The organism is Paenibacillus sp. FSL K6-2393 (assembly GCF_038002545.1).
Classification (GTDB): domain Bacteria; phylum Bacillota; class Bacilli; order Paenibacillales; family Paenibacillaceae; genus Paenibacillus.
In genome coordinates this window covers 331,740-358,565 of record NZ_JBBOCU010000001.1, presented here as the reverse complement: position 1 = coordinate 358,565, position 26,826 = coordinate 331,740, and the positions used below count along the sequence as shown (strand labels likewise).

Here is a 26,826-nt window from a genome sequence, read left to right as displayed (position 1 = left end):
CAATCGCTGTTATCCCCAGATTTTTTGATTTCCTTTTAAAGGGGAAAATCCGGGGATAAAGGCGAACGCTCCGCTTTTTCAGGTTATTTCTGCCCTCTCCGTTCTCGTGTAAATGTTTAGTTCATTTATATAGTTAAAGCGCTTGCAGAAATGAACCTTACTCTTCTTCTCTCTTAGTCTTTGTTTACCGATTAAACTAACGACTAAAAAATAGCATAGTTTTACAGGTTAATCAATCCTCCGAAGAGTTCCCAAACGTTAAATGACAAGGATCAAAAAAAGAGAGGGGACTTTTAAAGTCCACCTCTCTTTGTTCATATCCCTTCACAACATATCCTTTTCTGTGACACATCTTCAGTTATTTCACAGACCCTTGAGTCACCCCGTTGATGATCCACTTCTGTGCAAACAGGTAGATGATAATCATCGGCAGTAACGCGAGCAGGTATGATGCAAATGCAAGGTTAAACTCGGTATTAAACTGTCCTTGGAATACATACTGTACCAGCGGCAACGTGTACTGTCCCGGATCACTGATAATAATGAGTGGCAGCAAGAAGTCGTTGTACGTGGACAGACAGGTCAGAATACCAACCGTGGCACTGATGGGTGCCATGAGTGGGAAAATGATTTTCCAGAACGTGCCCCAGGTTGTCGCCCCATCTACAAAAGCCGCTTCCTCCAGCGCTACCGGAATAGACCGGATGTATCCAACGTATACAAATACGTTGAATGCCAGACCATAGACCGTGTGCAGCAGGATTAGACCTACCAGATTCGTCATCTCCAAGGATGCGGTCAGCTTAACAATCGGCAGCATGATGATTGGGAACGGAATGAACATCGCGCTGACGAAGTAATAATACAGCCCTTTGAAAAACTTGCGTTTCTCCATATTTCGCGCAATGGCATAGGCCACCATCGAGTTACTGAGCAACGTCAAAAGTACGGTTGATGCAGTAACAATCGCACTGTTACGGAACGATTGGAAAAAGTTTGTCATGTCGATGGCCCTCGCGAAATTCTCCCAGTGAAGCGTTGTTGGAATGGCAAAGACCGATTGGGCCATCTGCTCCGGATTTTTCAAAGCAATCGTAACGGTCATATACAGTGGGAACAGGATAAACAGGGTACCCAGCACAACGAGCAGCATAACGAGCCAATTGATTCGTGTACGACCTCTCATTACAGATCCATCTCCCTTCTTTGCAGGAACCGGATTTGCAGAATTGAAATCACCGCAATAACGATGAAGTAAATAACCGAGTTCGCAGATTGATATGCATATTCGCCGCCTTCAAATCCTCCGGTGTAGATCAGATGGGAGATGGACTGCGTCGCCCGTCCGGGACCACCGTTGGTCAAGGCTACGATTTGGTCGAAGACCATAAGCGAGTTTTTCATCGCAAGCACCATATTAATGGTGAAGAAAGGTGCAATCAGCGGGAATGTAATACTCCAGAATTCACGCCATTTGCCTGCACCGTCGAGGTTGGATGCCTCGTATAGTGTCGTTGGTATCGTTTGCAGACCAGCCAAATACAGAATCGTATTCAGGGCCACGGATTGCCATACTGCAACAATGACGATACCAATCCAAGCCAGACTCTCGCTGCCAAGAATGTTGGTGGATAACGCGTTGATGCCCAGATTTTGTCCCCAGATTGGGAATACGTTGGAGAACAGGTAGTTAAATATGTAACCTACGATCAGCACACTCAGAATATTGGGCAGGAAGTAGATGCCCCGGAAAAAGTTACGGAACTTGATCTTGGCATTCAGCCCGAGTGCAATGAGCAGGCTCAGGATATTGGTCAGGATTGTCACCACGATCGCAAATTTGAATGTAAACCAGTAGGCGTTACCCACGTTGTCATCTTGGAATAAGTTGAAATAGTTTTTTAAACCAACAAAATCATACTCTTTCCCGAATCCGTTATAATTCGTAAATGAATAATAGATGCCCTGGAGGGCCGGCAGTGTCATAAATACAAAGAACAATACTACCGCCGGAACCGTCATCCAGTAATAAGGTGCGATACGTTTGTTCATACTCCATCCTCCTTCAGACAAGGCTTAGCGCCGATTAGCAACCTTGTCCCATTCTTTGTCGAGTGTATCTAGATAGTTGTCGATGTTTTGGTTCTGCAAAAAGGACTGTACAATGGAATTCAGCTGCACCGCAGCCGGAATATAGTGATCGGGAAAGTCAATAACCTTGCCCTGCTCAATGTATGGCATCAATTCCTGTACGGCAGGATCATCCTGCTTCACGCCTTCTACCGCAGAGAATAGCGTCTGTTCGTCAATATATCTTCCGATATTTTCAGGCTCTAACAGGAACGCAATAAACGTCTCTGCCTGCTCGCGATTAGGCGTGTCCGCCGCAATGGTAAACAGAGAGTCGATCCCGTTCACCAGCTTGATCTCGCTTGCATCGTTGCCCGTTGGGAATGGGAAGAAACCGATGTCAACATTTGGGTTCGCTTTGCGAATCTCCGAGATTGCCCAGGTTCCCTGGATGTACATAAAGGCTTCACCGTTAGCAAAAGCACGGTTACCGTCCGAATAAGCTTTACCAAAGTTATCGCCGTGACCGTATTTCATGAGTTCCAGTTGCTTCTCAGCTACCTCGCGGTACTTCTCCTTGAACGTCACTTTGTTATCGCGCCGCTCCTGGTAGAAATCAATACCGACCAGATTGGAGGCCAGTGCATTGAAGGGCAGGCTCGTCTGCCAGTCATCCTTGTATGTGAAGTAAAATGGAATCTCACCTGCATCCTTAATCTTTTGGGCGGTCGCAATGAGTTCATCCCACGTCTTGGGCACGTCCAATCCCATTTCCTTAAACAACGTTTTGTTGTACATGATGCCGTTTGCATTAGTCGCGTAAGGAATACCAGTCACTTCGTCCATGCCTGTGAGATCGTTGAGCATTTGTATGTAGTTTGGATCAATCGTCTGGAGTAGTGAACTATCCGTCAGATCGGTGAAAATATCACTCTGGGCCAGGATTGAATACGTATCCGTTGCCCCCATGGCCATAATATCCGGTATATCATTTTTGACAACACGTGTCTTCAATACCGTCTCCGCATCTGGCGGATTCACCTGTGTCACCTGAATATCGTCATGCTCCGCGTTAAACGTCTTGATCAATTCATCAAAGGTTGTTTTGGCTTCAGGCTTGTTCTGGAAAAATTCAATCTGCACTTTGCCATTCGCGCTATCTCCACTGGTACAGGAAGATAAAAGTACAGCCATCGTTCCACACAGCAACATTGTCCCGAGAGCCTTGGTAAGCGTTGTTCTCATGTTGTACCTCCCTCAGCTTTATAAATTGAACTAATGTGATTTACACAGTGTCACTCTGATTGCAGTACCATCTTCCGATCGTTATTATCCCCAGATTTTTTTTGATTCCCTTCCTAAAAGGGAAAATCCGGTTTTTAGCGTATGCTTTCGAAGTAGCTTTCTTTCAGAAAGCTTTTAGCTGCACTTCTTCAGATTGGTTCTGCACTCTCCGTGTTCGTGTATATCTTAGTTTCACTTTATATACGTAAAGATTTACCCATCCAAATGGCGAAATAACCATTTGGTTAATCCTTCCAAACTAACTTCAATCTGAATGGATGATATAAGCCTTTATTATTCCTAAAACGGTTTCGATAAAAATGAATCAAGACATTTCTTCCCATGACCTGAATCGGGCATAACAAAAAGGACACTGGATGATATCCAATGTCCCTCATTCAATAAGCTTATATTCAGCCACTGTAACGCTTTTATCCAACCTATTACGAACGCTCAACCTTCGGCAAAGCATTGCGTAAACGCTTGGCTCGATAACTCTGATATGCACGAATCAACATGCCAATGATAATCATGACCACGCCGATGTTAATTGCGACATCAGCGAGATTCAAAATCCCGCGTCCTGACGGAAATACGAGGAAATCCGTTACCCGGGCATAGATAAATCGATCGATCGCATTTCCTAAAGCCCCACCGACCATAAAACCCGCGCCAGCTTGCATCCAGAAACCGCGAATCTCACCCTTACTCCGGTAATACAGCATGCCCGCTATGAACAGAACAGCAATCACACCGAACAGCCGTGCATTTCCCTGAAACATGCTGCCCGCCATTCCACTGTTCTCGTAATGCTGTAACTGCATGCCTGAGTTACCCAGTCTCATGACGTCGCCAACTTCCATATACATCCTCACTGCGATCTTGGTCCCCTGATCCACCAAAGTCACCAGCAGTGCTACAAAATAAAACAGCATCGTGCTTCTCCTCCTGCCTACTTAGCGATAACTTATTTTAACTTTAAGAGTTTTGAGTATATTAGGTTCCTTTCACTTTAACACAGCCGATGTACGCTCTCCAAATGAGCCGTCTTCAACCACGCCTATAACACGCACTAACATCGTTCAGTCCGCATTTGGAAGGTACTATACCCATTCATGTCGAATGTAGACATCAATCATATATGTAAAGGGGCTGCCTGTAATTTGAACCTGATCATGACAGAGAAATTAAAGGAAATGCAGCAGGAAGAAAATGACTTGGTATTTGGCACATTTAATTCTGAAATGGCACTTAACCTTGGCCTGCATCTGGTTGAAGAAGCGAAGCGTCGTTCCCAAGCCGTGACCATCGACATTACCCTGAAAGGACATCGTCTCTTTTTGCATGCTATGGAAGGCACTCATCCCGACAACGAAGACTGGATTCGACGCAAGAACAACGTGGTGAATCATTTCTCTTTCAGCTCTTGGCATACCGCCCTGCGGTTGAGAAACGAGGACCAAACGCTTGAGCAGGATTTCAACCTGCCTGCAGCTGACTATGTTTTGGCTGGTGGCGCTTTCCCGCTGATTCTGAAAAATGAGGGACAGGTCGGCACCATTACGGTATCGGGTTTGCCTGATGAGGAAGACCATGATCTGGTCACGACAGGCATCCGCTCGTTTTTGTTGCAGCAAGATTAGATTAGATTAAATTAGATTAAATTAGATTAAATTAAATTAAATTAAATTAAAATGGGCATAAAAAAATCCGTACCTGGGATAGGCACGGATTTTCTTTTTTTTCCTGTAGTTAAATTACTGCGTTTATTGAATCGCTGAGAGAACGTCCAGTAGCATCGATTTAAATTTCGGCCGATCAATGGCCTCACAGACGCGTACATTGGGCTCTTTGCCAAAACGTCCGTTGATATCAACCACACTGTATCCGCGTGTCAGTTCTCCTGCTGCTTCTACATCCACATAATATTGACCCGACTTGGTCATGATGGATTCATCTGCCGCAACAGCCATCAACAACGTATCCGGATGAGTGGTGCCATTCAGCTTATGTACCGACTTGTTGAACTGCATAACCACTTTGTTAATAGCGGTGAAGAAATCCGCACCAGATGTTCCGAGAGCCGCAATCTCTGCATGATCGTCATCGTCCATCACTGAATATTGGGTACACATCTCCCAGCCAACCATCGTAATCGGAATGCCCGCATGAAGTACAATTTTCGCTGCTTCCGGGTCCACGTAGAAGTTATACTCCGCCGCTGGTGTGATATTGCCCAGTGCATTATTCGTTCCGCCCATGATGTACAGGTGAGCAATCTCCGGAATAATGGTTGGGTCTTTCTGGATCGCCATTGCAATATTGGTCAACGGGGCAATCGCCAGAAGTTCAATTTCACCTGGATGTGCATGCACCTTCTCAATGATAAAATCAACCGCGTGCCCGCTCTCGGGACGTTGATCCGCCTTGGGAAAATGCGCGCCGCCCATGCCGTCATCGCCATGCACATCTTCCACTGTGCGGTGCTGAGCCTTTCCATAGGCCATTAGCGGACGCTCGCAACCTTTATATACAGGCACCTTGCCGCCATGTCCAGCAACCTGTACCGTGTACAGGGCATTTTCAACCTCTTGGTCGAATTGTACGTTACCGCCCGTAATGGTGATGCCTTCCACCTGAAAGTGATGCAATGCCGTCAGGATCGCAATCGTATCGTCTCCTGCTGTATCTGTATCGATGATGACTCTTCTCATGATGCCGCGCTCCTTCTTCCATTTGATAGTAAACTCCATAAAACACTATGTCTTATTTTACATCAAAAATGTACCGATGACGATGGAAACGCCGATGATAATCGAACGCAGCAGTTGTGCTACTGCCATATTGCCACGTGCGATTTCGTCGCATACCCGCATTTTCGGAATCAGGAAATCAAATATAATATAGACCAGGCACAGCACAATAATTCCAAACGCCGACCACAGCAGCATATCCAACCACGAATGCGTTGAGAAAGATACCATTCCCACAATAATACACAGTCCCAACAATTTGCTGCCCATGTACATGCCCGCCGCTTCGTTTCCTTTGGCAATCTCCTCACTATCGTTATACCGGGTTAATTTGCTAAAAGCGAAATATCCACATACCAATACCACCAGCAAAATGCCTACACCCACCGCCACATTCACGAGGTTTAATCCCAAGTTCTCCATTCCTTCTTCTCCTCCTCATCATTCATCCGTTCACGAACTGTAGCCGCGCAATAATAGGCCATATCTCCAGTTACTTTCTCCCCGACCCGTGGTAACAACCCAGCCAAACGCCCAGCGATAACAAACACCCCTGTAAGCAGATAACCGCTGTACGCCCCATCTTCCGTCTCGATCACAGCCTGTTCCATCGGAACCAGCTGCTGATAGATTTTGGGTTGGTTTTCGTAATATGCTGCAATCTCTTCATCCTCGTCTGTTGCCCCAGTTGCAAGATTGGATTCCAGCGCCTCGTTAAGAGGATGCTCCATATCCTGCTTTCCAAAGGCATTGTTCGTTCCTCCATCCAGCAAAAGAGTTCCTCTGCCTTCGCGCCCCCAGTAGCTTTTGGCTACATATGGTATGGCGTCCAGTTCGAATGGCTCAGCCGAAAAATAGGTGGGCAGCAGATATCGGGAAATCACATCCATTTCTGCTTCATCAAAGAGGGTAAACCCGCAATATTCCGGGGTTTGCTCGTTCCGCTCGTAGAGCGACCAGATTGCCGCCATGAAGCCTTTGCTCTGCATCAGTACATGCTGAACCGGATTCATCAGGCCTAGTCGTCCCTCCTGTACAAGATCAAGCAGCGCAGCACCAATCTCCACCCCTGTCGTCTCATCCCGATCATCAATCAGATACTCCAGCGGATAGAGACGGTACAACAGGTTAATCTCCCGCCCCTTATGGTAAAGCGCCTCTCCCGGAACAATCTCCAGTTCCTCAAGTGGAGCATAGAAAACTTCGTATCCCGCTTCCTGACAACGTCTCATCAGGTATTCCGTATTTGTTCGATCTTCGACATGTTCGCCAAAAGAAGTGAATGTCACCGGACCCTGCAATCCTTGGGTTGCATAGAATTCCAGCCACATCCTGAAACACTCCCGAATACGTGTATCCATCTCGGCAGATGGCCCAGTTAGCGTAGTATCCTCAGCAAGACCGACCAGAATATCTTCCAGTGTTGCAACCTCCGGTATACCCGTAGGGGTGTCCGTATTATTTTCAATACACTTCGGTCCAGCTTCTCCAATAATCCAGTCCTGACGGGTAATGCCTCCAGTCACCATCTCCATACGTGCCGTCGGAATAAGCCCGGGATGGATACCCAACTGATGCTCCAAAAAAGAATCCGGCATATATTGCTGGATAAATCGCATCACTTTACAGTAAATGCCGTCTACCGCCTCAGCTGCACTACGCAGCTCTTGTATCTCCGTGGGAGAATAGACCGTCAATGCAGGCACACAATACTGCTTCCCATACATTCGATGATATGGAATCTGTTGTTCCGTTTCACCCTGAAATACCTCTTCGTGACTATACGGCAGTTGAACCACTTGCCTCATCCGGTTATCCTCCCGAGCTGCGGAAGAAGCTACCGAAGCCGCTTGATTTGGACTTGGATTTGCTATATGAGCTGTTACTGTCCTTATTGCTTCGATACGACGACCCACCGTAGTAATAGTGCCCACTGCTGGAATCATATTCACATCCGGTATCATACTCGGGGTCACATTCATCATTGTTGCTGCCACAACCGGATAACACGGCAGGAACCGCCAGCATCAGGGAGAAAGCAACCAGCTTTGCTTTTGATCCGGGTTTCGATGCTTGCCCCCGCTCTTGGTCACTCATCACAGATCCACCTCTTTCATATAAAACAATACTTTCTTGCGATCCGCATCCAGCACGGAATACAGGAATTCATACGTCTTGCCATCGCGAACCATGTAATGGTCCAGCAGTTGCTCGGCAAGCTCCATCGTATAGGTGGATGACGCTGTGAGTTCCAACTCCTGAAATGAACGTCCATTCCACAACATATACTCTGCACTGTACATGGAAGACATTTTGCACATCGCCAGCGCAGCATCCGCAATAGCTGCACCGTACTCGTCCGGCATCTGTTTGTCATACGCCGTCACGTATACCGCATGTTCCCGCCCATCCTGGCATTCATTGGACAGGTGCGCCCAGAGTTTGTTTTTCACCAGAGTGGCATCCACCAGTTTGCGCATGAACAGTTCATCGCGTGTGACTGAAGTCTGTTCCAGCACCCCCGTCTCCGCCTGTCGATCATCCGACCAACTTCGATACGTCAATGAATAATAGATACCGATAACCTCCCTTTTTGCGAGCTCTTAGGTGAGCCGTTTCAATTCATACAAACGTATTTAACGCACGTGGAGGTAAAAAGTTACACTATTCCCCATGACATGTAAAAATAAGAACAGGTTATCGCCCGATCTCGGATCAACAAAGCTTGAAAAAACAAGCAAATTCCGCGTTTAGTATGTATCTCCGGTCCCAAAAAGGCCGGAGAAGATTCTCCGACCTCGCTTGTTCAATCTTATGCTTATGCCATTCGGACTTATAACTCAGCCCACTGGGCCAATAGATCATTGTATTCAGCAGACAATTGCTCCCGATCATTCCAGATTTGTTCCAGTTCAAGCGGATTGTTTTGCACAACTTCCAACTGTTGGTCCAGCACTTGAATCTGTGCCTCAAGACGAGCCAACGTCTGTTCCAGCTTCTCCGCAGACGGTTTGTTGCCATTGCCACTTCTATAATTCGATGCATTTGCTGTCGAGGTAGCTTCTGGCTTCTCCCCTGATCGGACAGCCCCGCTCGACGCGGACGTTAAGCCTGACTTCATCTCTGACTTGGCGTTCCCACGAGAAGAAACTCCCCCTCCTGCTGTAGCCTGAGTTGTCGCCGCAACACGAGCTTGCAAATCAAGCTTCTTCTCGCGATACGCCTCATAGTCTCCCAGATAAGCGGTCATCTGTCCGTCCTCCAGTTCCCAGACACGGGAAGCGAGGCGATTGACGAAGTACCGATCATGTGAGATGGCAAGTACGGTACCTTCAAAATCAACCAGCGACTCTTCCAGCGCTTCTCTCGATGCGATATCCAGATGGTTCGTCGGCTCATCGAGCAGCAGTACATTAGGTTTGCGCTGCACCAACAGTGCCAGCCGCAGGCGCGTCCATTCCCCGCCAGATAATTGCCCGACAGAGCGGAATACATCCGCTCCATAGAACAGATATCGGGCCAGAATTCCGCGAGCCTCTCCTTCCTCCACGCCTGCTTCCAGACGGAAGTATTCAAGCACATTCAGCTTTGGATTCGTGGGTTCCTCCTGTTGAGCCAGATACCCCACATCTACACGCGCCCCCCACTCCAGCTTGCCCGCATTGGGCTGCTCGTCACCAAGCAACAGCTTGAACAGGGTCGTCTTGCCGGAGCCATTGCGGCCAATGAGTGCAATTTTATCCCCATATTCCAGCAGACCCGAGACTCCGCGCAGGATTTCACGCTCACCATAGCTCTTCTCGACCTGTTCCAATACCGCTACCCGCTTCCCCGTTCGATCCGTAGGGCGCACATCGAACTCGGCATTGCGGCGCTCCAGTACAGGACGCTTCACCTGTTCCATCCGCTCGATGGCTTTACGCATAGAAGCCGCCCGTCTGAAGAACTTTTCATTCCCACCAACTCGGCCCCACTCCTCTAACTGGCGGATCGTTTCCTTCATTTTCTTGATAACCTTCTGCTGCTCCTTGAACTCCTCGAATTGCTGCAACAGCCGTTGTTCTTTCACTGCCATATATTCCGTATAGCCACCCGCTGCCGTTAGCGCCTCACCATCCTCCAGCTCCAGTGTTCGATTCACCACCCGATCCAGAAAATAGCGATCATGCGAGATCAGGACAATGGTGCCGGGGTATTCTCGTAAAAATCCTTCCAGCCACTCGACCCGCTCCAGATCGAGATGGTTCGTTGGCTCATCCAGCAATAAAAGATCAGGTTTTACGATCAGCTGCGAGGCCAGCACCACCCGGGTCTGCTCCCCACCGGACAGTGAACCAAAGCGCCATTCATAATGAGCCTTAGCGATATCCAGACCGTCCGCCACCTGATCGATGCGGGCATCCATTTCGTATCCACCCTCACGCTCGAACTGGTCTTGCAGCGCTGCATAACGTTTCAACAGGCGCTCCAATTGATTAGGGTCTGCTGCACATGCCGGATCGGACATCTGCTGCTCCATTTCCTTCATTTGCGTGCGACATATCATAAGCTCCTTGAATCCAAGGCTCAGCACATCCAGAACGGTATGGTCATCCAGTCCTTCTGGAACTTGTGCCACGTAACCGGTCCGTGTATCTTTTTTTATCATCAATTGCCCTTCATCCGGCTTATTCAGCCTTGCCATCAGGCGCATAAGTGTTGTCTTTCCGCTTCCGTTGCGGCCGATCAGAGCGACCTTGTCACCTTCCATAATTTCAAACGTAATGCCATCCAGCACCAGATGTGCTCCGTGGTATTGAGTCAGTTGTTGCGCGCTAATAATCATCATAATAAGGTTCCTCCTATGGTATGGAAGATCCTGACCGCAACACAAAAAGAGCCGCAGGAGGTTAGCTCCGCGGCCCTTCAGAATTCAAGCAATATCGCTTATCGTCCGAATGAGGTCAAGGCAGGCATCTTCTCGCAAATGTTAACTTCCGTATATTCAAAATTGGACAGACTTCTCCCGTTGGTCAGAAAAGTATGAACAATGCCAGCCATAGCAATCGGCAGCTGGCTAATACGGTTGTTAAGCATCTCGTGATTCACCTGTCTTCACCTCCCTTGTCATAATTAATGTCAATATATCACAGACGGATGCGTTCCTGCAACCAGCCCATCGCCCAATTCACCCTTACCTGTACAGTAGCTACTGCTCTGATTAGTTCCTGCCCCGTCGCCGAAGCACCACATCCCTAATCGCCACCGTAATAAGTGTTAACATTCCCGCGGCACCCAGTGATGCACCGAGCAGGGCATATCCGATGCCGTTCCACCCGCCAATATCGATGCTGATCATGATTACAACGGCACCGCCAAGCAAGGCCACACATGGCAATATATATTGTACCCACGTCATTCGGCGTCCTTGCAACCGGTAGATAAGCCATTCAATCAGCAGCTGCACCGCCCACATTCCCAATGTCCACAAGATCAATACTTCCATAAGGTTCCCCTCCTGTTGCTGGATGGATTAAGCCCTTTTGTTACAGACCTTAACGTTACTTCAACCAATCGGAGAAAAAGTTCCGGTACCCTTCTTTCATCTTCGTGCGCGAAAAGGCACCAAACGCATACTCGCGGTTGTCTTCCGACACACTGCGCGGCGCAGCCGCAGCCATGTTCACCAGTTCGAACCAATTGTCCTCATTGCCTGCAAAGGCATGTGTGGATCGAATGTGCCCGTAGCAGGCATGCTCCGGTTTCACGACCATTTTGCCCATCGCCATCGCTTCGGTCAGTGGCATCGCAAACGTATCAAAGGCGGAACAGTTCCAATACACCTTGGCAGAGTTCATCAACGTAAATATCTCATCCTGTGTGAGCGCAAACTTCAGCTTCACGTTGGCAGGAATGTCGTACTTCTTCATGGTTTCCTTATAGCGAACACCGCCAAACACCATATATACTTCCTTGTCCGGGTTCTGCCGAGCATATTCCAAAACCAGATCCGGTCGACGGTTTGCTTCATCCCGACCGATCCAGAGCACCCGATTATGCACAACCTGGCTCGGGTCATAGTGCCGATTCGCCAGCTCTTCGCTAAAACCAATCGGGATGACGTTCACGTCATGTACGCCGAAATTGCGGCCCAGTTCTGTTTTCAAAAACTCAGTCTGTACAATCGCTTTATCCACCATCGTATAAAATGGCTTCATCATCTCATATCCCGTCAGTGCGGGATCAGGGAAACTATGCGGAAACAATACACTCTTCGGTAAAAACATCTTCAAAAACGTAAACCCGGATACGGTGTAGATGACATGCTCTATATTTTGGCTATGAATCTGGTCCAGCACGATATCGTAATTCACCAGGTCACCTTTCTCATGCTCATACCCCGGCAACCAGTCGTATCCGCTGACATGACGCTCCGGCGAAATGAACACAATATCCACACCCAGCTCCAGACCAATCTGCTTCAGCCGATCCGCAAATACGCGTGGCCCTTGTGCTTCCGTGAATTGAATTTTACGCATAACAAGTCCGACTTTACGCAAGCTTCTCACCCCTCATTTCTATTCCTCACCCAAGTGCTTCATGCACTGTTCCAGCGTTGCTGCCGTCTCATGCCACTGGTTACGCAACTGTTCCTTCGGCCACACACATTCCTCACTTCTCAGGTCACCGTCAATCAAACGAAGCATCCAGAGCGAAAATACAATAGCATAGGCGTTGTACCATTCTGCAAAAGAAACCCGTTCAATCTGTACACCCAAGCTCCCCAGTTTGTCCAAATAAACATCCATAACCCGCTCTCGCAATGCAGGCGTAACCGTTCTGGGAAACAGCGGATGCGAGAGATCCACCAGATGAACTACGTCCCACAGCGGCGTATTCAGATGGGCATGCTCCCAATCCAAGATGACCAGTCTGCCGTCCACCTCCGCCATGTTACCTGGATGCAGGTCTCCGTGACACAAAACAGTAGGAAGTTCTTCCTCTGCCGTGAGGATCAACCTGGTGACTTTGTCCCAATCGGATGCAGACAGCTGCATATCCAGTCTGGACAACAGGTCATCCGTAGGTTGTCTGTGCATTTGCAACTCATCCAACATGGTGTGAATAGACGGTTTCTGGCCCACGCGAGGCAGCTCGCTCCAATCCGTAACAGACAACGCATGCCACGCTGCCATATGTACCGCTGTGTTAAGCATGGTCGCTTCTTGCGAATCGTGCACCAATTGACCCAGATCTTCATAGATCATCCAGCTCTGTGCTGGAGCAATGGTAAGATCCGACGCTGCAATGAGCTGCGGATAGATCGGTGGTAAGCCAGACATCACACGTTCGTACATCCATCGTTCCCGTCCATGCTGCGCAGGATTCGTCAGTGGTTTGAAAATATAACTGCCACCGGTAGGAACAGTGAATCGCTCCACATATCGTCCGTTCATTCCTTTATACAACTGTTCGCGGCTTGTTATATAGTGATCATTCAGCATTCCTTCGGGTGTCACCCAGCTGTATGCATCCATCTCTTCTTTCACGCTATCCACCATCCGTTTCGTTCTCGCTGCTGCTCCCAATTATGATTTCTATTCATCATACGTTGCCGTTCACAAGCCTGCAAGCTTTGGTCGTAAGCGCTTATTCAGTGTCTTAATTTAGCGTTTCAAAATTGCTTGTTGCATTTTGGTTAGTAATCACTTACTATACAATCATGAAGAACAAATCTCATGTGGACAGCAAAAAGAAAGATATCCTACAAGCGGCGATGCGCTTGTTCGCAACCAAAGGCGTTGACGGCATATCCGTCAAAGAGATCGGTGACGCCGCCGGAGTAACCGATGCGGCGATCTACAAACATTTTAAAAACAAAGATGCCGTTGCCCTGGAAGCCTTCACCCAATACTGCGCGGACTATACTTCACTGATTGACGGGTATGTTCGACAGGAAGGTTCGGTGCTGGAACGCTTCAAGCAACTGGTTACCGAGGTTCTCCATCTGCATGATGAAGATCCCTACGGGCTGCTGCTGATTTCACAGAATCATGAAATATTCATTGAAGCCGGAAGCAGCGAGGATTACCGTCAGCCATTGGATGCGTTGATGGATCTGATCGATCAGGGAATGATGCGGGGTGAACTGCCTCAGCAGGATTCACGGCTCACAGCCGTTCTGGTGATCGGTGCAATTACACGTATGGCGGTCTCCAGTATGCAAGGTGAGCTACCAGAGCTGTTAGTACCTTATACGGGGGAAACGGTTCACCGTCTTGCATCGATGTTGGGGCAGGTACCCCAGGAGTAGCGAGGGAGAGTGGTAGCCATTCTGACCTCGCAGAACACCAAGTAAGGCTCGGGGCTACACGTTATAAAAAGAGAATCGTCAACATACCATCAGGATATACCAGATGGATTATCGGGTCATACGTGACCTTTTCTTTTTGCACATGAGGTTAGTGTTCATTAACTAAAATAGTCAGGATGTGTCATTTTCCATGAAAAAAATATTAATTATTCAAGGCAATCCCGTCTCACCCAGTTACAACGGCGCAATCGCCGAGGCTTACCGCAAAGGTGCGGTGCAAGCTGGTGCTGACGTCCGCATGATCACCTTGAACGAGTTGGCGTTCAACATGAATCTGGAAGGAGGATATCGTAATAAACTTCCACTTGAACCAGATTTGCTGGAGGCCCAAGAAGCAATCAAGTGGGCCGAACATCTCGTATGGGTGTTCCCAATATGGTGGGGAGGACCGCCTGCCCTGTTGAAAGGTTTCGTTGACCGAATCTTCATGCCAGGTTACGCCTTCAAGTATCAAAAAGGAAAACCTTTCCCGGATCAACTACTCAAAGGCCGTACCGCCCGCATGATCACCACGATGGATGGTCCGAGCTGGTACTTCAAATGGTTCCAAGGTGAGCCTGCACATAAAATGATGAAAATCTCCACATTTGGACTCACCGGCATCAAACCTGTGCGGATAACAACCGTAGATCAAGTTGGGAAGAAGTCAGATGAACAGAGAAAGAATTGGCTTGATAAGATTGAACAGCTTGGGCGGAAGATGGGGTAAAAGATTTCTGCAAGAAAGCCTTCATCGGAAGTAGATGCTTCTCTCCAGATGTTCATCTTATAAGTTAAATCAGAAATCTGGGGATAAGCGTAATTCAAAGGTATTCCTGTAATCCGAGTGGCGCAGTGTAATTTTAGTTTAATTTATATCAGAAAGCAGGAAATGTGCTTACTCCCAGTTACAAAAAAAGGGTTGTCCCTACGTCTTGTTCAAGACGCAGGAGACAACCCTTTTAGCATTCATTATGATCTAACGAACCGTAAACACGCTATTAGCGCCATTTCCGATAAGTCTGAGGTTTAACGAATCTTAGACGCGTTAGTTCCTCGATCTGTGTATCATTTGGCGGTTTTAAACTAGTTTGCACCGGAATAACTTCACTGAGGTTCGTTACATTTTGCATTCCTTGCTAAATCGCCAATTAACGCTCACTCGGTTCGTTAGCGACGTGCCCATCTACAACCATACAAACAACGCATTACCCAAACGAAATACGACCTGATGGATGCTCAGGCAAAATAGCTGTAACCAACTGCTGCACAGCCGGATGATCCGACTGCATTACCGAACCCCCAGCATCACCGCTATAGACCAGCTTCCCCTGATCCATCACGGCAATGCGGTCACAGATCGTCATGGCGGCACGAATATCATGCGTGATAAAAAGGTACGATAACCCGTAGGACGCTCTTAGCTCAGCCAATAGAGATAAGATTTGCGTCTGGTGCACCATATCCAGGCTGCTGATCGATTCGTCCAGTACGATTAACTTTGGCTTGAGCGCGATAGCTCGTGCGATATTAATTCGCTGTAATTGGCCACCGCTGAACTGGTGCGGAAGCTTATTTGCATCCTCTGGTGTAAGTCCAACCTGCTCGAGCAGTTGTCCAACCACACGAAGTTGTTCTTTTGCCGACAATCGTTCGTAATTATCCAGCGGCTCCCCAATGATCTGCGCGGCAGTCATGAGTGGATTCACAGCCGAATAACAGTCCTGGAACACGACTTGCAGATCACGTCGTAATTCCTTAAGCACGGGTTTGCTAGATCGATAGATATCCTGTCCTTGAAATAAAACCTGACCCTGTCTGGGCTTCTCCAGACCAAGAATGATTTTGCCCAAGGTACTTTTACCTGCCCCGCTCGTACCCAGCAGTCCCAGACAAACACCCTTTTCAATCGTAAGTGAGATGTCTGCCAGCACAGGAGGACGCGCTCCCGTACGATCCAGCCAATTACGTTTGCCATAGCTATGGCTTACTTCACGTACCTGAAGCATCAGGTCATCCTCCTCTCTTGTACTTGGCAGAAACAATCTCTGTAGAAAATGAAATTACACATCACCATGCCAATTCCATCTCTACGACTGCCCACTCAAAATACAGTTCATACCCGCTCTACAGATACTCTCATTGAACGATCCATCCCACATGTCATTCGCTATCGTCCCAAAGACATACTGGGTCTGGCATTTAACAACATCCGGGTATACTCATGCTGCGGGTGATCGAACAGTTGATACACATCCGCCTGCTCCACAATTCGCCCCTTCTGCATAACCGCGACTTCATCTGCCATTTGTGAGATCACGCCCAGATCGTGAGAGATGAGTAAGATGGATGTGCCGTATTCCGTACGTAAACGATCCAATTCCTGAAGCACCTTGAACTGATTCACGACATCCAGTGCCGTCGTTGGTTCATCAGCAATAACCAAGGCGGGTCGCAGGCACATCGATATGGCAATCATCACCCGCTGCAACATACCGCCACTCAGTTGGAAGGGATATCGCTTCATCAGTTTAGCTGGTTCGGGCAGGTTCATATCTGCCAAGGCAGCAATGGCCCGCTCCCTGGCAGCTGCTTTGGACATTCCCGTATGCGTACGCAAGGTTTCAATGAATTGAGATCCAATCGTATATACAGGTGTAAAAGCATTCATCGGATTCTGCATAATAAATCCGATGTCCTTGCCCCGGATGCGCCGCATCTCCTCACCTGACAACGAGCCAAGCTCCCGTCCATTCAGACGGATGCTGCCCGACACTTCCATCCTGCGTGGATCAAGCAGATGGAGCAAGGCATTACATGTAACGGTCTTGCCGCTGCCACTCTCGCCGACTAGACCGAAGACACGACCTTTTTTTAATTCAAAATCTATGGGCTCCAGTAACGGGACTGAACCCTTCGCTGTTCTAAGATTCACTTGCAGACCACGAACTTCGAGTACCTTCGCTGCATCATCCATCGTTACGTTCACCTCCATATGCCTTCGGTCTCGAACCACTACCTTTTTGCAATGCCATAACGCTCGGATAACGCTTCACCCAAGATGTTGAACGTAATGACTACCAGCAGAATCAATGCACCCGGGTAGATCATCAACTCCGGATGACTGCGAATGTAACCTGTTCCTTCATGAATCATGGCCCCCCATTCTGCATTCGGGGGTTGAATACCAAGCCCCAAGAAGGACAGAGCGGATATATCCATAATCGCCCAGCCCATCTCCAGTGTGCCCATCACAACAATGGGACGCTGCACGTTGGGGATGATATGTCTACGGATAATCGTCCACGAAGACGAGCCGCTAATCCGCGCCGCTGCGATGAAGTTCCGTTCCTTCAGACTGACGACCATATTCCTACAGATGCGTGCATAATACACCCACTGCACCATCATGAGGGCCAGAAGCACCTGCATCAGACCTGGGCCGAAAATCCCCACAATGCCCAGCACCAGTACTAGATTCGGAAACGCCATAATGCCTTCACACAAGCGCATCAGCAGACTGTCAACCCAGCCACCAAGGTAACCGGAGATGGAGCCTACAATGACACCTATGAGCAAAGATGACAGGAAGATCAGGGTAGCAAATCCAAGCGACACTCTCGCTCCATACATCAGCCTAGTGAGATTGTCGCGTCCCAGATGATCCGTTCCGAGCCAATGCTCAAGCGATGGACTCGCCAGCTTCTGCAACAGATTCACCTTCACCGGGTCATGAGGAGCAATCCATGGGGCTAATAACGCGATCACGAAGAAAAGCAATATGATCACCGAGCAGATCTGGATGGCTCTCTGTCCTTTAAATACCGCACGCCATTTGTTTATCAATGTTCTGCCCGTCCTTTCGCTGAAATCCGTGGGTCCATAACGAGCTGCACCAGATCAACGAGCAGATTGCATACGATGAACAGGCAGGCCGCCAAGAAGACATAACATTGAATAACGGGAATATCCCGGTTAAATATCGCATCAACAAAGTATCGTCCGAACCCAGGCCAGGAAAACACCTGCTCCACAATAATGGTGCCTGTGAGCAGCTTGCCCATACTCATTCCCATCCCCGTAATGAGGGGCGATATGGCGATCTTCAGGACATGTTTCAGCATAATGACTCGTTCGCGAATCCCGCGTGTTCTCGCGTACTGTACATATGTCTCCTGCAATTGCTCCAGTACACTGGAACGCAACAATCGGGTGTAGACCGCAATAAGAATCAAGGAGAGTGTAATCGTAGGCAGAACCAGATTCTCCCACGATCCACGCCCCTCCACAGGTAGCCAGTCCAATTTCACCGAGAAAAAGAAGATCAGCAGGTAACCGAGCCAGAATTGCGGAATAGATGCTCCAAAATAGGAAATCGCACGGCTGACCATGTCAATCCAGCTATTCTTGTACACCGCCGCCAGTATTCCCAAAGGAATACTTACCAAAGCCGATAACAATATACTCCAGAAGGCTAATTCAGCCGTAGCCGGAAGCCTTAATTTCACTTCATCCCATACGGGTTTATTGGTGAGATACGAGGTGCCGAAGTCGAGCTTGGCAATCTTCTGAATCGTATGCGCATATTGGGTTAACAAGGGCTGATCCAGACCGAATTCATGCCGTTTTTGCGCAAGCAGCTCCGGTGTTGGATAGATATGAGCGGCTGTCAGATAAGCTTCGGCTGGATCAACCGGTGAAATATGAATAAGCGCAAAGGTAACAAGTGTAGCGATAAAAACGATAGGAATGATCGCGATCATTCGTTTACCGATATAACTGATCACCAAACGTTCCTCCCTTTTATCAAGCTACATGACCTTACAAAGGCCTTACCACTCCGAAATTAAAGTAATTACTACTTATTGATTGCCCAATTCGATTCCTACAAACGGATTTTCATCACGGTTTGCCGGGAAAATAAAGTTGGAGATTTTCTTCTGATATACAGCCGTTTTCTTAATATAAGAGATCGGTACGATCGCCGATTGCTCCTGAAGTGTTTTCAGGATAGAGCCATATAACTCCTGGCGTTTCGTCTCGTCTGTAGATGACAGTGCTGCATGCACCTGATCGTCCAGTTCCTTTTTCATCGGCAACGCACTCAAGGTCTCGGAAATCCCGAATCCAGGGCTCGCCACAACGTTAATGAAGGAATGAGGATCATACGGTGCGCCATAGTTGTACCAGAAATACAGGTCGAAATCATTGGCTTTCAAACGTTTGATCTGTACCGTAAGTTCCAGCCCAGTGAGGTTCACTTTAACCCCAAGTTCGCTCCATTCCGCCTGAATGGTCTCAGCCATCGCTTTCTGAATCGGGTCCGTTTTGTCAAAAATCATCTCGAAATCAAGCTGCTGACCGTCTTTCTCACGAACCGTACCACCAGCCGGCAACTTCCAACCTGCTTCATCCAGTAAAGCTTTGGATTTCTCCACGTCATACGTGATCGGTTCCAGGTCTACATTGGTGTATGGATAGTTTTTGGACAATACGGTATCAGCTGGTTCTTCCAAACCGGAAGTCACGCCTTCCACCATCGCCTGTTTGTTAAACCCTTGCTGAAGCGCCATCCGTACTCTGACATCGGACAGCTTTGGATTGGAAGAGTTCAGCAGCAAGCTGCGAGTACCTACTGGATCAGACAATTGGGTCACATATTTATCATTGTCACGCAGCTCCTGGAACGCGTCCAGACTGATCATACCTTCACCATAGATCAGATCGAGATCGCCTTTTTCAAAAGCAAGGACACGAGTTTCACCGTCAGGAATGATTTTGACCGTAATCTGATCCACCTTTGGTGCTGTTCCCCAATAATTCGGGTTGCGTTTGAAAACAGCATATTCGTCCTGCTTGTATTCAGCCAGCATCCACGGGCCCGTTCCAACCGGCTCTTTGATACCTTGGGATGTATCTCCGTCATCCGGGAATCCGGCTTCACCCAGGAAGCGGAACGGACGGACCACAGACAAGTCCTGAAGAACAGGATAATATGGCTCGGTGAGTGTCAACCGGAAAGTCTGATCGTCCACAACCTCCGTCTTGTCGAGCACACCTACAATGCCCAGCCAGCTATGTGTATCTTTATTTTTCATTACAGCATCAAAGTTCTTTTTCACAATCTCAGCATTAAATGGTGTACCATCTGAGAATTTCACACCTTGGCGAAGCTTGAATGTATATACTTTGCCGTCATCGGAGATTGTCCATGATTCTGCCAGTGCAGGTTCCAGTTTTCCGTCCTTCTGGTAACTGATCAGTGGCTCATAGAGCATCGATTGGGCAAATAATTGCGAAGGATTGTACGTATGCGGATTCATTGTACCGATATCACGTGGCCATGACATCGTAATCGACTTCGTAGATGTTTGATCCGAAGCAGCAGATGAGGATTCATCTCCACTTCCTGTATTGCTGCAACCCACAATAACGAATAACAACAAGAGCATAGTTGCCAGCGTGAGGGCCGAAGATTTGCGATGTTGAACAGACATGGATGTTGAACCCCTTTTCTCTATTTTATGATAATGATTATCATATTCATCCATTAAGAATAGGCAGGAGCCCTCCTTTTGTCAACAAAATTCGACATAGTATGTGTTGTTATTAAAATAGCCAAAAAAGCCCTTCCAATAGGAGGAAGAGCCTCTCGACCTGAATATAAATCGCAACTGCAAAAATAAGTTCCACAATAATCTGCCATTCTTTGCTTATAACATGGAAATCACGAAAGTACATATGCAGATATATTACTGAAATCCATCTTCATACGCCTTCTTGTTTTTCGTTTAAACTTCTACAGCGATGCCCTCATAGAACCGACGAATCACCTGCTCCGCTGGCTTGCCGTAAACTCCATATCCGTCATCGGTCAGCGCATCATTCTCCGCGTGCAGATGTGCGCTCCAATCCCACAGACCGAAGCCCCGTACCCAGTCACGCTGACTGACATGCCGGAACATGGCCTCATAGAAACGCTCCTGTTCCTCCGCACTTACTTCGCCTTCCAGTCCCCAATCGTTCGGTACCTGGGCTGATCCACTGCGGCTGGGACAGCCTGCTTCTGCGAAGAAGAAAGGTTTGCCGTAGGGAGCAATCGCCTGCTCAATTCGATCCAGCTGTGCCTCCCAATCTCCGATGGGATAATACCCACTGGAAGAGATGACGTCCACAGCATCCCACCATTTCACATGACCTTCCTGATATTTGTCCGTATTGTATGACACCGGTCCCGTGTACACTTCACGCACACCAGCGATTACCTCGCGCCATTCCTGATCCCGACGCTCGGATTGCACCATCTCACAGCCTACGATGAACATCTCACACTTTTCCTGCTCTGCAATCCCTGCATAATGCTTCTGAAATGCCGTGTAACTGCAGAACCAATCCTTCCACTTCGGCTCACAAGGCACATCGATATCAAAAAAGTTAATGTGTGCACGCCATGTGCCGTCGGTGCAGTTAACGGTTGGTTTCAGAATGATACGCAGCCCGAGTGTACGGGCATAACGAATCATGTCGATCAGTTCATCATCCTCCACCAGATGTTCACCCCGATACTTGACCTCTACCGCCTGCGGATGATCCTGATGTGCAGCCAGTGCAAAAATAACATGTGAACTGCCTGTACGTTCAGCCATCAGGCGCAAGGATTCTTTGGCTTCCGGCTTGCGGAAGTCGTCCTTACCACTCATCCAGCCAAATGTAAATCCCTTAATATAATCCATATGCATTGCTCCCCAGTGTTCCTGTTAACTTAATGTAAATACAATGACCGAATATATACACTTTCACTTCAATTACAGCTTGCCCTCTTCATGGTCTCCAGCGATGACTTCATCCGTCTCGATCACATAATTCACGATCTCTTCAATGGTCGTGTAAGCCACGCCCACATACGTGTCGGCAGCGCCGTAATAGATGGCGATACGTCCGGTATCAGCATCATGCAGTGTTGCACACGGGAAGATGACGTTATCGACAAATCCTTGCTCTTCGTACCACTTTTCCGGTGTCAGTACGAAGTTGGAGGAACGATATTTTACTTTGGACGGCTCATCCAGATCCAGAATAACTGCCCCCATGCTATATACCAAGCCGTTACAGGTTCCAGTTACGCCGTGGTAGAACATCAGCCAGCCTTCAGACGTTTCGATTGGAGCGGGCCCGCCGCCAATTTTGACCGATTGCCACCAGCCTTGGCCGCCTTTGCTCATCACATGACGGTGCTTGCCCCAGTACACGAGATCCGGGCTTTCACTCAGGAAAATGTCTCCGAATGGGGTATGTCCACTGTCGCTCGGTCTGGACAACATCACATAGTTATCCTTGATTTTGCGCGGGAACAATACGCCATTACGGTTGAACGGCAGCATTGGATTTTCGAGGCGGACAAATGTTTTGAAGTCATCTGTTTTGGCCAGACCCAGTGCTGCGCCATAGAAGTCTGTACACCAGATGATGTAATACGTGTCTTCGACTTTGACCAAACGTGGATCGTACGCATAGTTCGGCATAAACGGATCGCCATTTTCATCTACAAATGCAATGCGCTCTTCTTCAATTGTCCACTCCAGACCATCTTCGCTTGCGCCCATGTGAAGGTGTGGACGGCCATTAACGGTTTCGGCGCGGAATACACCAATGAATTTTCCTTCATACGGTATAACAGCACTGTTGAAAATACGGGCAACACCCTTGACCGGGTTACGCGGAACCACCGGATTCGCCGAATGTCTCCATACCGGGCCTTCCGTTCCCTCCGGTTTGGCTTCCCATGGCATATTCGGCAAAGCATCCCCAACAATGTGTACGTTTTTCGTTTCAGCAACTGACATTTTTCATTTCTCCCTTCGGATTTTATTTAACAGAGCCTTGCGCGAAGCCGTTGTAGATGTACTTCTGTAACAACAGGAAGATGATCATGGTTGGAATAATGGCGATCATGATGCCAGCGCTGATGACTTCCCACTGCGATCCAAACGGTCCCTTGAATTTGAACAAGGCGGTGGATATGACCTGTAGATCGGTCTTTGGCATGTACAGGAACGGTGTGTAGAAGTCGTTATAGATGTTCACGCCCTTCACAATAATGACCGTTACAATGGCCGGTTTCAGCAATGGCAGAATGATTTTCCAGTAGATCGTGAAGTACGACGCGCCGTCCAGCATAGCGGATTCATCCAATGCACTGGAGATAGAGCCAAGGAACTGCAGGAAGATATAAACCGCAATGATATCTGTACCCAGGTACATCACGATGGCCGCCCAGCGTGTGTTAAACAGGTCGAGCGCGTTGATGATCTGGAATGTGGCGACCTGTGTCGTAACACTTGGAATCAGGGTAGCGAGCAGGAATGCCGCGACCATGATTTTCTTGCCTTTGAATTTGAACCGATCCAGCACATACGCGATCATGGAACCCGTTAAGGTCGCCCCTATAATGGAGATGACCAAGATAATAATGGTATTTTTGAAACCAACCAGCATGTTGCCATCCACAAAAGCCTTCGCATAGTTCGCAAAGTTCAGCCAGTTGGCTGGCGGGGCAAGCGGGCTGCTGGTAGCGTATTCCGCATTCGTTTTGAGAGATGCAAACAGGATGACCACGATAGGTAACAGTGCGATAAACGCCGCAAGCACCAGGGAAGCATATTTAACCACGCTCGCAAGGGTGCATTTGAGTTGTGTCACGTTTATTCCTCCCCTTTCATGGTGACGCGCTGCACAAGCGTAACGAGAATAACGATCAAGAGCAGCACCACAGCCATGGCGGATGCCAGTCCCAGCTTGCCGTATTTAAACGCCAAATGAACCGTCTGGATTACAAATGTCATACTGCCGTTGGAACCATCGGTCATGATATATGGAATATCGAACGCACTAATTGCGCCGCTAATCGCCAAGATCAGGTTGAGCTGCAGGATGCGTGTAATGCTTGGCAGGATGATGTGGCGGAATTGCTGCCAGCGATTGGCACCATCAATATCGGATGCTTCATACACATCCTTCGGAATGGAGGAGATTGCACCCAGGAAAATGATAAAGTTGAAGCCCATGTATCTCCATACCGATGCACCTGCGAGAGACACGTTAATAATATTGGGATTACCGAGCCAGAGCTGCGTGTATTGTCCCAGCCCTACAGCATGCATGAGCATATCGAGTGTACCGTCTGGTTTGAAGAAAAAGAGGAAGATAAAACCGATGGCTACCCCATTCAGCAAATAAGGAAAAAACAGTATGCCTTTGAAGAAGTTTTTGCCTCGAACTTTGAAACTCAGAATGGTGGCAAAGTAAAGCGCCAAGCCCATCTGTAAGAACGTAGCCACGAAGTAATACAAGCTGACAATAAATACTTTGAAGTATTCGGGATCACTGAATATGCGAGTGTAGTTCTCAAAGCCAACATAATCGAACCTTTTACTATATCCGTTCCAATCGGTGAAACTGTATTTGAACATGTTGATGACTGGCAAGTATGCAAATGTAAACAGCAACGCCAGCGGAATAATTGAGAAGGCACAGATGATAAATATGCGTTGCGCTGAGTAGCCCCAATTCGAAAGTTTTAAGTACTTCATGCTCTCCACACCTCCAAGCGGTTCTCCCGCCTATATATCGAAAGACTCCGTCCAATGGAATTCCTGCGGAATAACTGCCGGGGGAAGAGCATGGGTATCATGCTTTCAAATACCACATACTCCATGCTCCATTCATAAATGGATTCCTTTATCCCCGCAGTCCATTCATCACCTGATCCACTTACGTTAATCCAATTATTTCGTGAGTTCTGCTCTTGCTTTGACCCACTTGTCGTTCAGATCTTTCATAATGTCGTCATACGATTCCTTGCGGTTCCCAATACCTGCTTCGATAATGCGTTTCTTGAAGTCAGGCTGCCAGAGACCGATTTCGCCTTCGTTATCAATCTTGTCGACCAGACCTTCCTGACCTTCTTTGGCAGGTGTAAGCGTGGAGAATTTCACATCTTTATATTGATCCAAAATGGGTGGTAATTCAGCATTCTTGTCTGCATCCATACCGCCACCCTGTTCAACCGCGTAGTTTGATTTCGCCAGGAACCAGTCAATCCAGGCTTTGGCAGCAGGTTTGTTCTCACTGTTCACGTTCATGCCGATGTTATAGTCTGCGGAGAGCGGAACCACAACCTCACTTGCATTGGTTGGGAAAGGTAAGAAACCAATGTCGTCGGGAGTATCCGTCATGCCTTGGATCTGTGTGATCGCCCAAGATCCAAGTGCCATCGTAGCAATTTTGCCTTTGGCGAGATCCGCTTTGGAGCTTTCCCAGTCGGTTGTTGTTGGATCTTTCTCGATTAGACCGTTCTTGGCTGCATCATAGAGCACTTTATATAGTTCATAGTGCGGCTGACCAGGCACAAAGTTCTCATCTGTATTCGGTTGGTCCACGTTAACGTAATCCACACTGCCTGCAACAGTTGGCAGGTCCGATTCCCATTGGGTGAGGGCCCAGCCGGATGCATAGTTGGTGTAGAGCGGAACCGCATCTGTATTGTCTTTGACCAGTTGAAGCGCAGCCTGGAATTGCTCCGGTGTTTTTGGAACTTCCATAATGCCTGCGTCTTTGAAGACCTGTTTGTTATAAATGATTCCGGAGAACGTGATCACGGTAGGGATACCGTAGACCTGACCATCCACCATGCGTTCTTCAATGGCGGTGTACTTGTCTTTCAATTCATCATACGTGCCGAGCGGCTCGAAAAAGTCCGGGATATCCGCGATCGGAACACTGGTCGGGATCATCAGTACATCACCATAATCCTTGGTGCTCATACGGATCTTCACTTGTCCTTCGTAGTCGGCTAGTGCCTGAAAGTTCACTTTGACTTCCGGGTATTCCTTATTGAACTCAGCAGCGTAGTCTTTGAATACGGTATCAACAATATCTGTACGTTGTGTAAGGACAGTAATCTCACCCTTGATATCTGCCGGATCTGTACTGATCTCCTCCCCTGCCTGCGAAGATCCACCTCCGGATGAACATGCAGCAAGTAGTGAAGTGATGAGCAGCATCGTCAGCAACATCATCCAACCTTTGTTTTTTCTCAATTGTTTCGACCCCTCTCTTAAGTTAATTAAGTTATCGTTAAGGTTACAAAATGAATTCTATTATGGTAACGCTTACCTGTCAATTAAATTATTTATAACTTAACAAGAAAAATTGCGATGCATTTCGTTGACATCTGTTTTTCAGAGCACTAATATTATTTAATAAAGTTACCGTTAACTTAATTATATGAATTGATTAAACATTTACACGAAACGTAGAGGACAGAAAGAACCTGAAGAAGCGGAGCGTTCGCCTTTATCCCCGGATTTCCCCCTTATAACAAGGAAT

Annotated in this window: 27 protein-coding genes; 3 read left to right on the top strand and 24 right to left on the bottom strand. The window is 47.9% G+C overall.

The genetic code is table 11. From position 1 onward, the window contains the following. Positions 1 to 358: 358 nt before the first annotated feature. The 4 genes from MHI14_RS01595 to lspA all read right to left on the bottom strand — a co-directional run bounded on the left by MHI14_RS01595 (position 359) and on the right by lspA (position 4,289). The gene (locus MHI14_RS01595) at positions 359 to 1,186 is read right to left on the bottom strand and encodes a carbohydrate ABC transporter permease (protein WP_133386229.1); all 828 of its coding nucleotides are present in this window, start codon (positions 1,184 to 1,186) and stop codon (positions 359 to 361) included. Next, positions 1,186 to 2,052: a carbohydrate ABC transporter permease gene (locus tag MHI14_RS01590; protein WP_310339238.1), complete on the bottom strand. Its 867-nt coding sequence runs from the start codon at positions 2,050 to 2,052 to the stop codon at positions 1,186 to 1,188. Before MHI14_RS01590 ends, MHI14_RS01595 begins: the two co-directional genes overlap by 1 nt. A 24-nt stretch (positions 2,053 to 2,076) precedes the next feature. Continuing rightward, a complete protein-coding gene (locus MHI14_RS01585; protein ID WP_445670359.1) occupies positions 2,077 to 3,264 on the bottom strand; it encodes an ABC transporter substrate-binding protein in 1,188 nt (395 codons plus the stop codon). 533 nt (positions 3,265 to 3,797) lie between these two features. Beyond that, positions 3,798 to 4,289, bottom strand: coding sequence for a signal peptidase II (gene lspA / locus MHI14_RS01580; RefSeq protein WP_307541401.1), 492 nt, complete (start codon positions 4,287 to 4,289; stop codon positions 3,798 to 3,800). Between the two features lie 240 nt (positions 4,290 to 4,529). Between lspA and MHI14_RS01575 the strand changes: the two genes are divergently transcribed. Next, on the top strand, positions 4,530 to 4,997 hold the full coding sequence (locus MHI14_RS01575) for a heme-degrading domain-containing protein (RefSeq protein ID WP_341129752.1): 468 nt from the start codon (positions 4,530 to 4,532) through the stop codon (positions 4,995 to 4,997). Positions 4,998 to 5,120: 123 nt separating this feature from the next. Here the strand turns inward: MHI14_RS01575 and MHI14_RS01570 are convergent, their stop codons facing one another. From MHI14_RS01570 to MHI14_RS01525, 10 genes are all read right to left on the bottom strand, one after another. Then, on the bottom strand, positions 5,121 to 6,068 hold the full coding sequence (locus tag MHI14_RS01570; protein WP_036671600.1) for a nucleoside hydrolase: 948 nt from the start codon (positions 6,066 to 6,068) through the stop codon (positions 5,121 to 5,123). Between the two features lie 57 nt (positions 6,069 to 6,125). Beyond that, positions 6,126 to 6,530 (bottom strand): DUF350 domain-containing protein, encoded by a 405-nt coding sequence (locus MHI14_RS01565; RefSeq protein ID WP_017691702.1) that lies wholly within the window; start codon positions 6,528 to 6,530, stop codon positions 6,126 to 6,128. Then, complete coding sequence (locus MHI14_RS01560; RefSeq protein ID WP_341129751.1) at positions 6,512 to 7,915, bottom strand: glutathionylspermidine synthase family protein; 1,404 nt, start codon at positions 7,913 to 7,915, stop codon at positions 6,512 to 6,514. Before MHI14_RS01560 ends, MHI14_RS01565 begins: the two co-directional genes overlap by 19 nt. Before the next feature lie 4 nt (positions 7,916 to 7,919). Continuing rightward, the gene (locus tag MHI14_RS01555; protein ID WP_036671603.1) at positions 7,920 to 8,204 is read right to left on the bottom strand and encodes a hypothetical protein; all 285 of its coding nucleotides are present in this window, start codon (positions 8,202 to 8,204) and stop codon (positions 7,920 to 7,922) included. After that, entirely contained in the window at positions 8,204 to 8,671 is a 468-nt protein-coding gene (locus MHI14_RS01550; protein WP_133386236.1) for a hypothetical protein, read from the bottom strand. Before MHI14_RS01550 ends, MHI14_RS01555 begins: the two co-directional genes overlap by 1 nt. 269 nt (positions 8,672 to 8,940) lie before the next feature. Then, positions 8,941 to 10,935: a ribosomal protection-like ABC-F family protein gene (abc-f, locus tag MHI14_RS01545; RefSeq protein ID WP_341129750.1), complete on the bottom strand. Its 1,995-nt coding sequence runs from the start codon at positions 10,933 to 10,935 to the stop codon at positions 8,941 to 8,943. Positions 10,936 to 11,033: 98 nt separating this feature from the next. Further along, positions 11,034 to 11,195, bottom strand: a complete 162-nt coding sequence (locus MHI14_RS01540; RefSeq protein ID WP_017691697.1) for a hypothetical protein — start codon at positions 11,193 to 11,195, stop codon at positions 11,034 to 11,036. A gap of 112 nt (positions 11,196 to 11,307) precedes the next feature. Further along, positions 11,308 to 11,592: a hypothetical protein gene (locus MHI14_RS01535; RefSeq protein WP_133386238.1), complete on the bottom strand. Its 285-nt coding sequence runs from the start codon at positions 11,590 to 11,592 to the stop codon at positions 11,308 to 11,310. A 55-nt stretch (positions 11,593 to 11,647) separates the two neighbouring features. After that, positions 11,648 to 12,646, bottom strand: coding sequence for a glycosyltransferase (locus tag MHI14_RS01530; protein WP_215078711.1), 999 nt, complete (start codon positions 12,644 to 12,646; stop codon positions 11,648 to 11,650). 18 nt (positions 12,647 to 12,664) lie between these two features. Continuing rightward, entirely contained in the window at positions 12,665 to 13,675 is a 1,011-nt protein-coding gene (locus tag MHI14_RS01525) for a phosphotransferase family protein (RefSeq protein WP_341129749.1), read from the bottom strand. 134 nt (positions 13,676 to 13,809) lie between these two features. On the opposite strand from MHI14_RS01525, the gene MHI14_RS01520 reads away from it, so the two are divergent. Continuing rightward, entirely contained in the window at positions 13,810 to 14,400 is a 591-nt protein-coding gene (locus MHI14_RS01520) for a TetR/AcrR family transcriptional regulator (RefSeq protein WP_133386241.1), read from the top strand. Between the two features lie 190 nt (positions 14,401 to 14,590). Beyond that, entirely contained in the window at positions 14,591 to 15,169 is a 579-nt protein-coding gene (locus tag MHI14_RS01515) for an NAD(P)H-dependent oxidoreductase (protein ID WP_133386242.1), read from the top strand. Between the two features lie 478 nt (positions 15,170 to 15,647). On the opposite strand, the gene nikE is transcribed toward MHI14_RS01515, so the two are convergent. The 10 genes from nikE to MHI14_RS01465 all read right to left on the bottom strand — a co-directional run bounded on the left by nikE (position 15,648) and on the right by MHI14_RS01465 (position 26,537). Next, complete coding sequence (nikE, locus tag MHI14_RS01510; RefSeq protein WP_341129748.1) at positions 15,648 to 16,448, bottom strand: nickel import ATP-binding protein NikE; 801 nt, start codon at positions 16,446 to 16,448, stop codon at positions 15,648 to 15,650. Positions 16,449 to 16,609: 161 nt separating this feature from the next. Beyond that, the gene (gene nikD / locus MHI14_RS01505; protein ID WP_133386432.1) at positions 16,610 to 17,416 is read right to left on the bottom strand and encodes a nickel import ATP-binding protein NikD; all 807 of its coding nucleotides are present in this window, start codon (positions 17,414 to 17,416) and stop codon (positions 16,610 to 16,612) included. A gap of 38 nt (positions 17,417 to 17,454) precedes the next feature. Next, complete coding sequence (gene nikC / locus MHI14_RS01500) at positions 17,455 to 18,285, bottom strand: nickel ABC transporter permease subunit NikC (protein WP_036671611.1); 831 nt, start codon at positions 18,283 to 18,285, stop codon at positions 17,455 to 17,457. Next, positions 18,282 to 19,226: a nickel ABC transporter permease subunit NikB gene (gene nikB, locus MHI14_RS01495; RefSeq protein WP_289390631.1), complete on the bottom strand. Its 945-nt coding sequence runs from the start codon at positions 19,224 to 19,226 to the stop codon at positions 18,282 to 18,284. The genes nikC and nikB overlap by 4 nt, the downstream gene beginning before the upstream one ends. A 75-nt stretch (positions 19,227 to 19,301) precedes the next feature. After that, a complete protein-coding gene (nikA, locus tag MHI14_RS01490; RefSeq protein WP_341129747.1) occupies positions 19,302 to 20,936 on the bottom strand; it encodes a nickel ABC transporter substrate-binding protein in 1,635 nt (544 codons plus the stop codon). 294 nt (positions 20,937 to 21,230) lie between these two features. After that, on the bottom strand, positions 21,231 to 22,172 hold the full coding sequence (locus tag MHI14_RS01485; protein ID WP_091035774.1) for a glycoside hydrolase family 113: 942 nt from the start codon (positions 22,170 to 22,172) through the stop codon (positions 21,231 to 21,233). A 72-nt stretch (positions 22,173 to 22,244) separates the two neighbouring features. Then, entirely contained in the window at positions 22,245 to 23,282 is a 1,038-nt protein-coding gene (locus tag MHI14_RS01480; protein WP_341129746.1) for a glycoside hydrolase family 130 protein, read from the bottom strand. A gap of 22 nt (positions 23,283 to 23,304) precedes the next feature. Continuing rightward, entirely contained in the window at positions 23,305 to 24,138 is an 834-nt protein-coding gene (locus MHI14_RS01475; RefSeq protein WP_341129745.1) for a carbohydrate ABC transporter permease, read from the bottom strand. 2 nt (positions 24,139 to 24,140) lie between these two features. Further along, positions 24,141 to 25,028, bottom strand: a complete 888-nt coding sequence (locus MHI14_RS01470; protein ID WP_017691677.1) for a carbohydrate ABC transporter permease — start codon at positions 25,026 to 25,028, stop codon at positions 24,141 to 24,143. Between the two features lie 195 nt (positions 25,029 to 25,223). Further along, positions 25,224 to 26,537 carry an ABC transporter substrate-binding protein gene (locus MHI14_RS01465; protein ID WP_341129744.1) on the bottom strand — a complete coding sequence of 438 codons (1,314 nt, stop codon included), beginning with the start codon at positions 26,535 to 26,537 and terminating at the stop codon, positions 25,224 to 25,226. Positions 26,538 to 26,826 lie beyond the last annotated feature (289 nt).

Excerpts from the sequence above, each read along its gene's own strand:
- MHI14_RS01595 (WP_133386229.1), bottom strand. The coding sequence starts at position 1,186 with ATGAGAGGTCGTACACGAATCAATTGGCTCGTTATGCTGCTCGTTGTG.
- MHI14_RS01590 (WP_310339238.1), bottom strand. The coding sequence starts at position 2,052 with ATGAACAAACGTATCGCACCTTATTACTGGATGACGGTTCCGGCGGTA.
- MHI14_RS01585 (WP_445670359.1), bottom strand. The coding sequence starts at position 3,264 with ATGGCTGTACTTTTATCTTCCTGTACCAGTGGAGATAGCGCGAATGGC.
- lspA (WP_307541401.1), bottom strand. The coding sequence starts at position 4,289 with ATGCTGTTTTATTTTGTAGCACTGCTGGTGACTTTGGTGGATCAGGGG.
- MHI14_RS01575 (WP_341129752.1), top strand. The coding sequence starts at position 4,530 with ATGACAGAGAAATTAAAGGAAATGCAGCAGGAAGAAAATGACTTGGTA.
- MHI14_RS01570 (WP_036671600.1), bottom strand. The coding sequence starts at position 6,068 with ATGAGAAGAGTCATCATCGATACAGATACAGCAGGAGACGATACGATT.
- MHI14_RS01565 (WP_017691702.1), bottom strand. The coding sequence starts at position 6,530 with ATGGAGAACTTGGGATTAAACCTCGTGAATGTGGCGGTGGGTGTAGGC.
- MHI14_RS01560 (WP_341129751.1), bottom strand. The coding sequence starts at position 7,915 with ATGAGGCAAGTGGTTCAACTGCCGTATAGTCACGAAGAGGTATTTCAG.
- MHI14_RS01555 (WP_036671603.1), bottom strand. The coding sequence starts at position 8,204 with ATGAGTGACCAAGAGCGGGGGCAAGCATCGAAACCCGGATCAAAAGCA.
- abc-f (WP_341129750.1), bottom strand. The coding sequence starts at position 10,935 with ATGATGATTATTAGCGCGCAACAACTGACTCAATACCACGGAGCACAT.
- MHI14_RS01535 (WP_133386238.1), bottom strand. The coding sequence starts at position 11,592 with ATGGAAGTATTGATCTTGTGGACATTGGGAATGTGGGCGGTGCAGCTG.
- MHI14_RS01520 (WP_133386241.1), top strand. The coding sequence starts at position 13,810 with ATGAAGAACAAATCTCATGTGGACAGCAAAAAGAAAGATATCCTACAA.
- MHI14_RS01515 (WP_133386242.1), top strand. The coding sequence starts at position 14,591 with ATGAAAAAAATATTAATTATTCAAGGCAATCCCGTCTCACCCAGTTAC.
- nikE (WP_341129748.1), bottom strand. The coding sequence starts at position 16,448 with ATGCTTCAGGTACGTGAAGTAAGCCATAGCTATGGCAAACGTAATTGG.
- nikD (WP_133386432.1), bottom strand. The coding sequence starts at position 17,416 with ATGGATGATGCAGCGAAGGTACTCGAAGTTCGTGGTCTGCAAGTGAAT.
- nikA (WP_341129747.1), bottom strand. The coding sequence starts at position 20,936 with ATGTCTGTTCAACATCGCAAATCTTCGGCCCTCACGCTGGCAACTATG.
- MHI14_RS01485 (WP_091035774.1), bottom strand. The coding sequence starts at position 22,172 with ATGGATTATATTAAGGGATTTACATTTGGCTGGATGAGTGGTAAGGAC.
- MHI14_RS01480 (WP_341129746.1), bottom strand. The coding sequence starts at position 23,282 with ATGTCAGTTGCTGAAACGAAAAACGTACACATTGTTGGGGATGCTTTG.
- MHI14_RS01470 (WP_017691677.1), bottom strand. The coding sequence starts at position 25,028 with ATGAAGTACTTAAAACTTTCGAATTGGGGCTACTCAGCGCAACGCATA.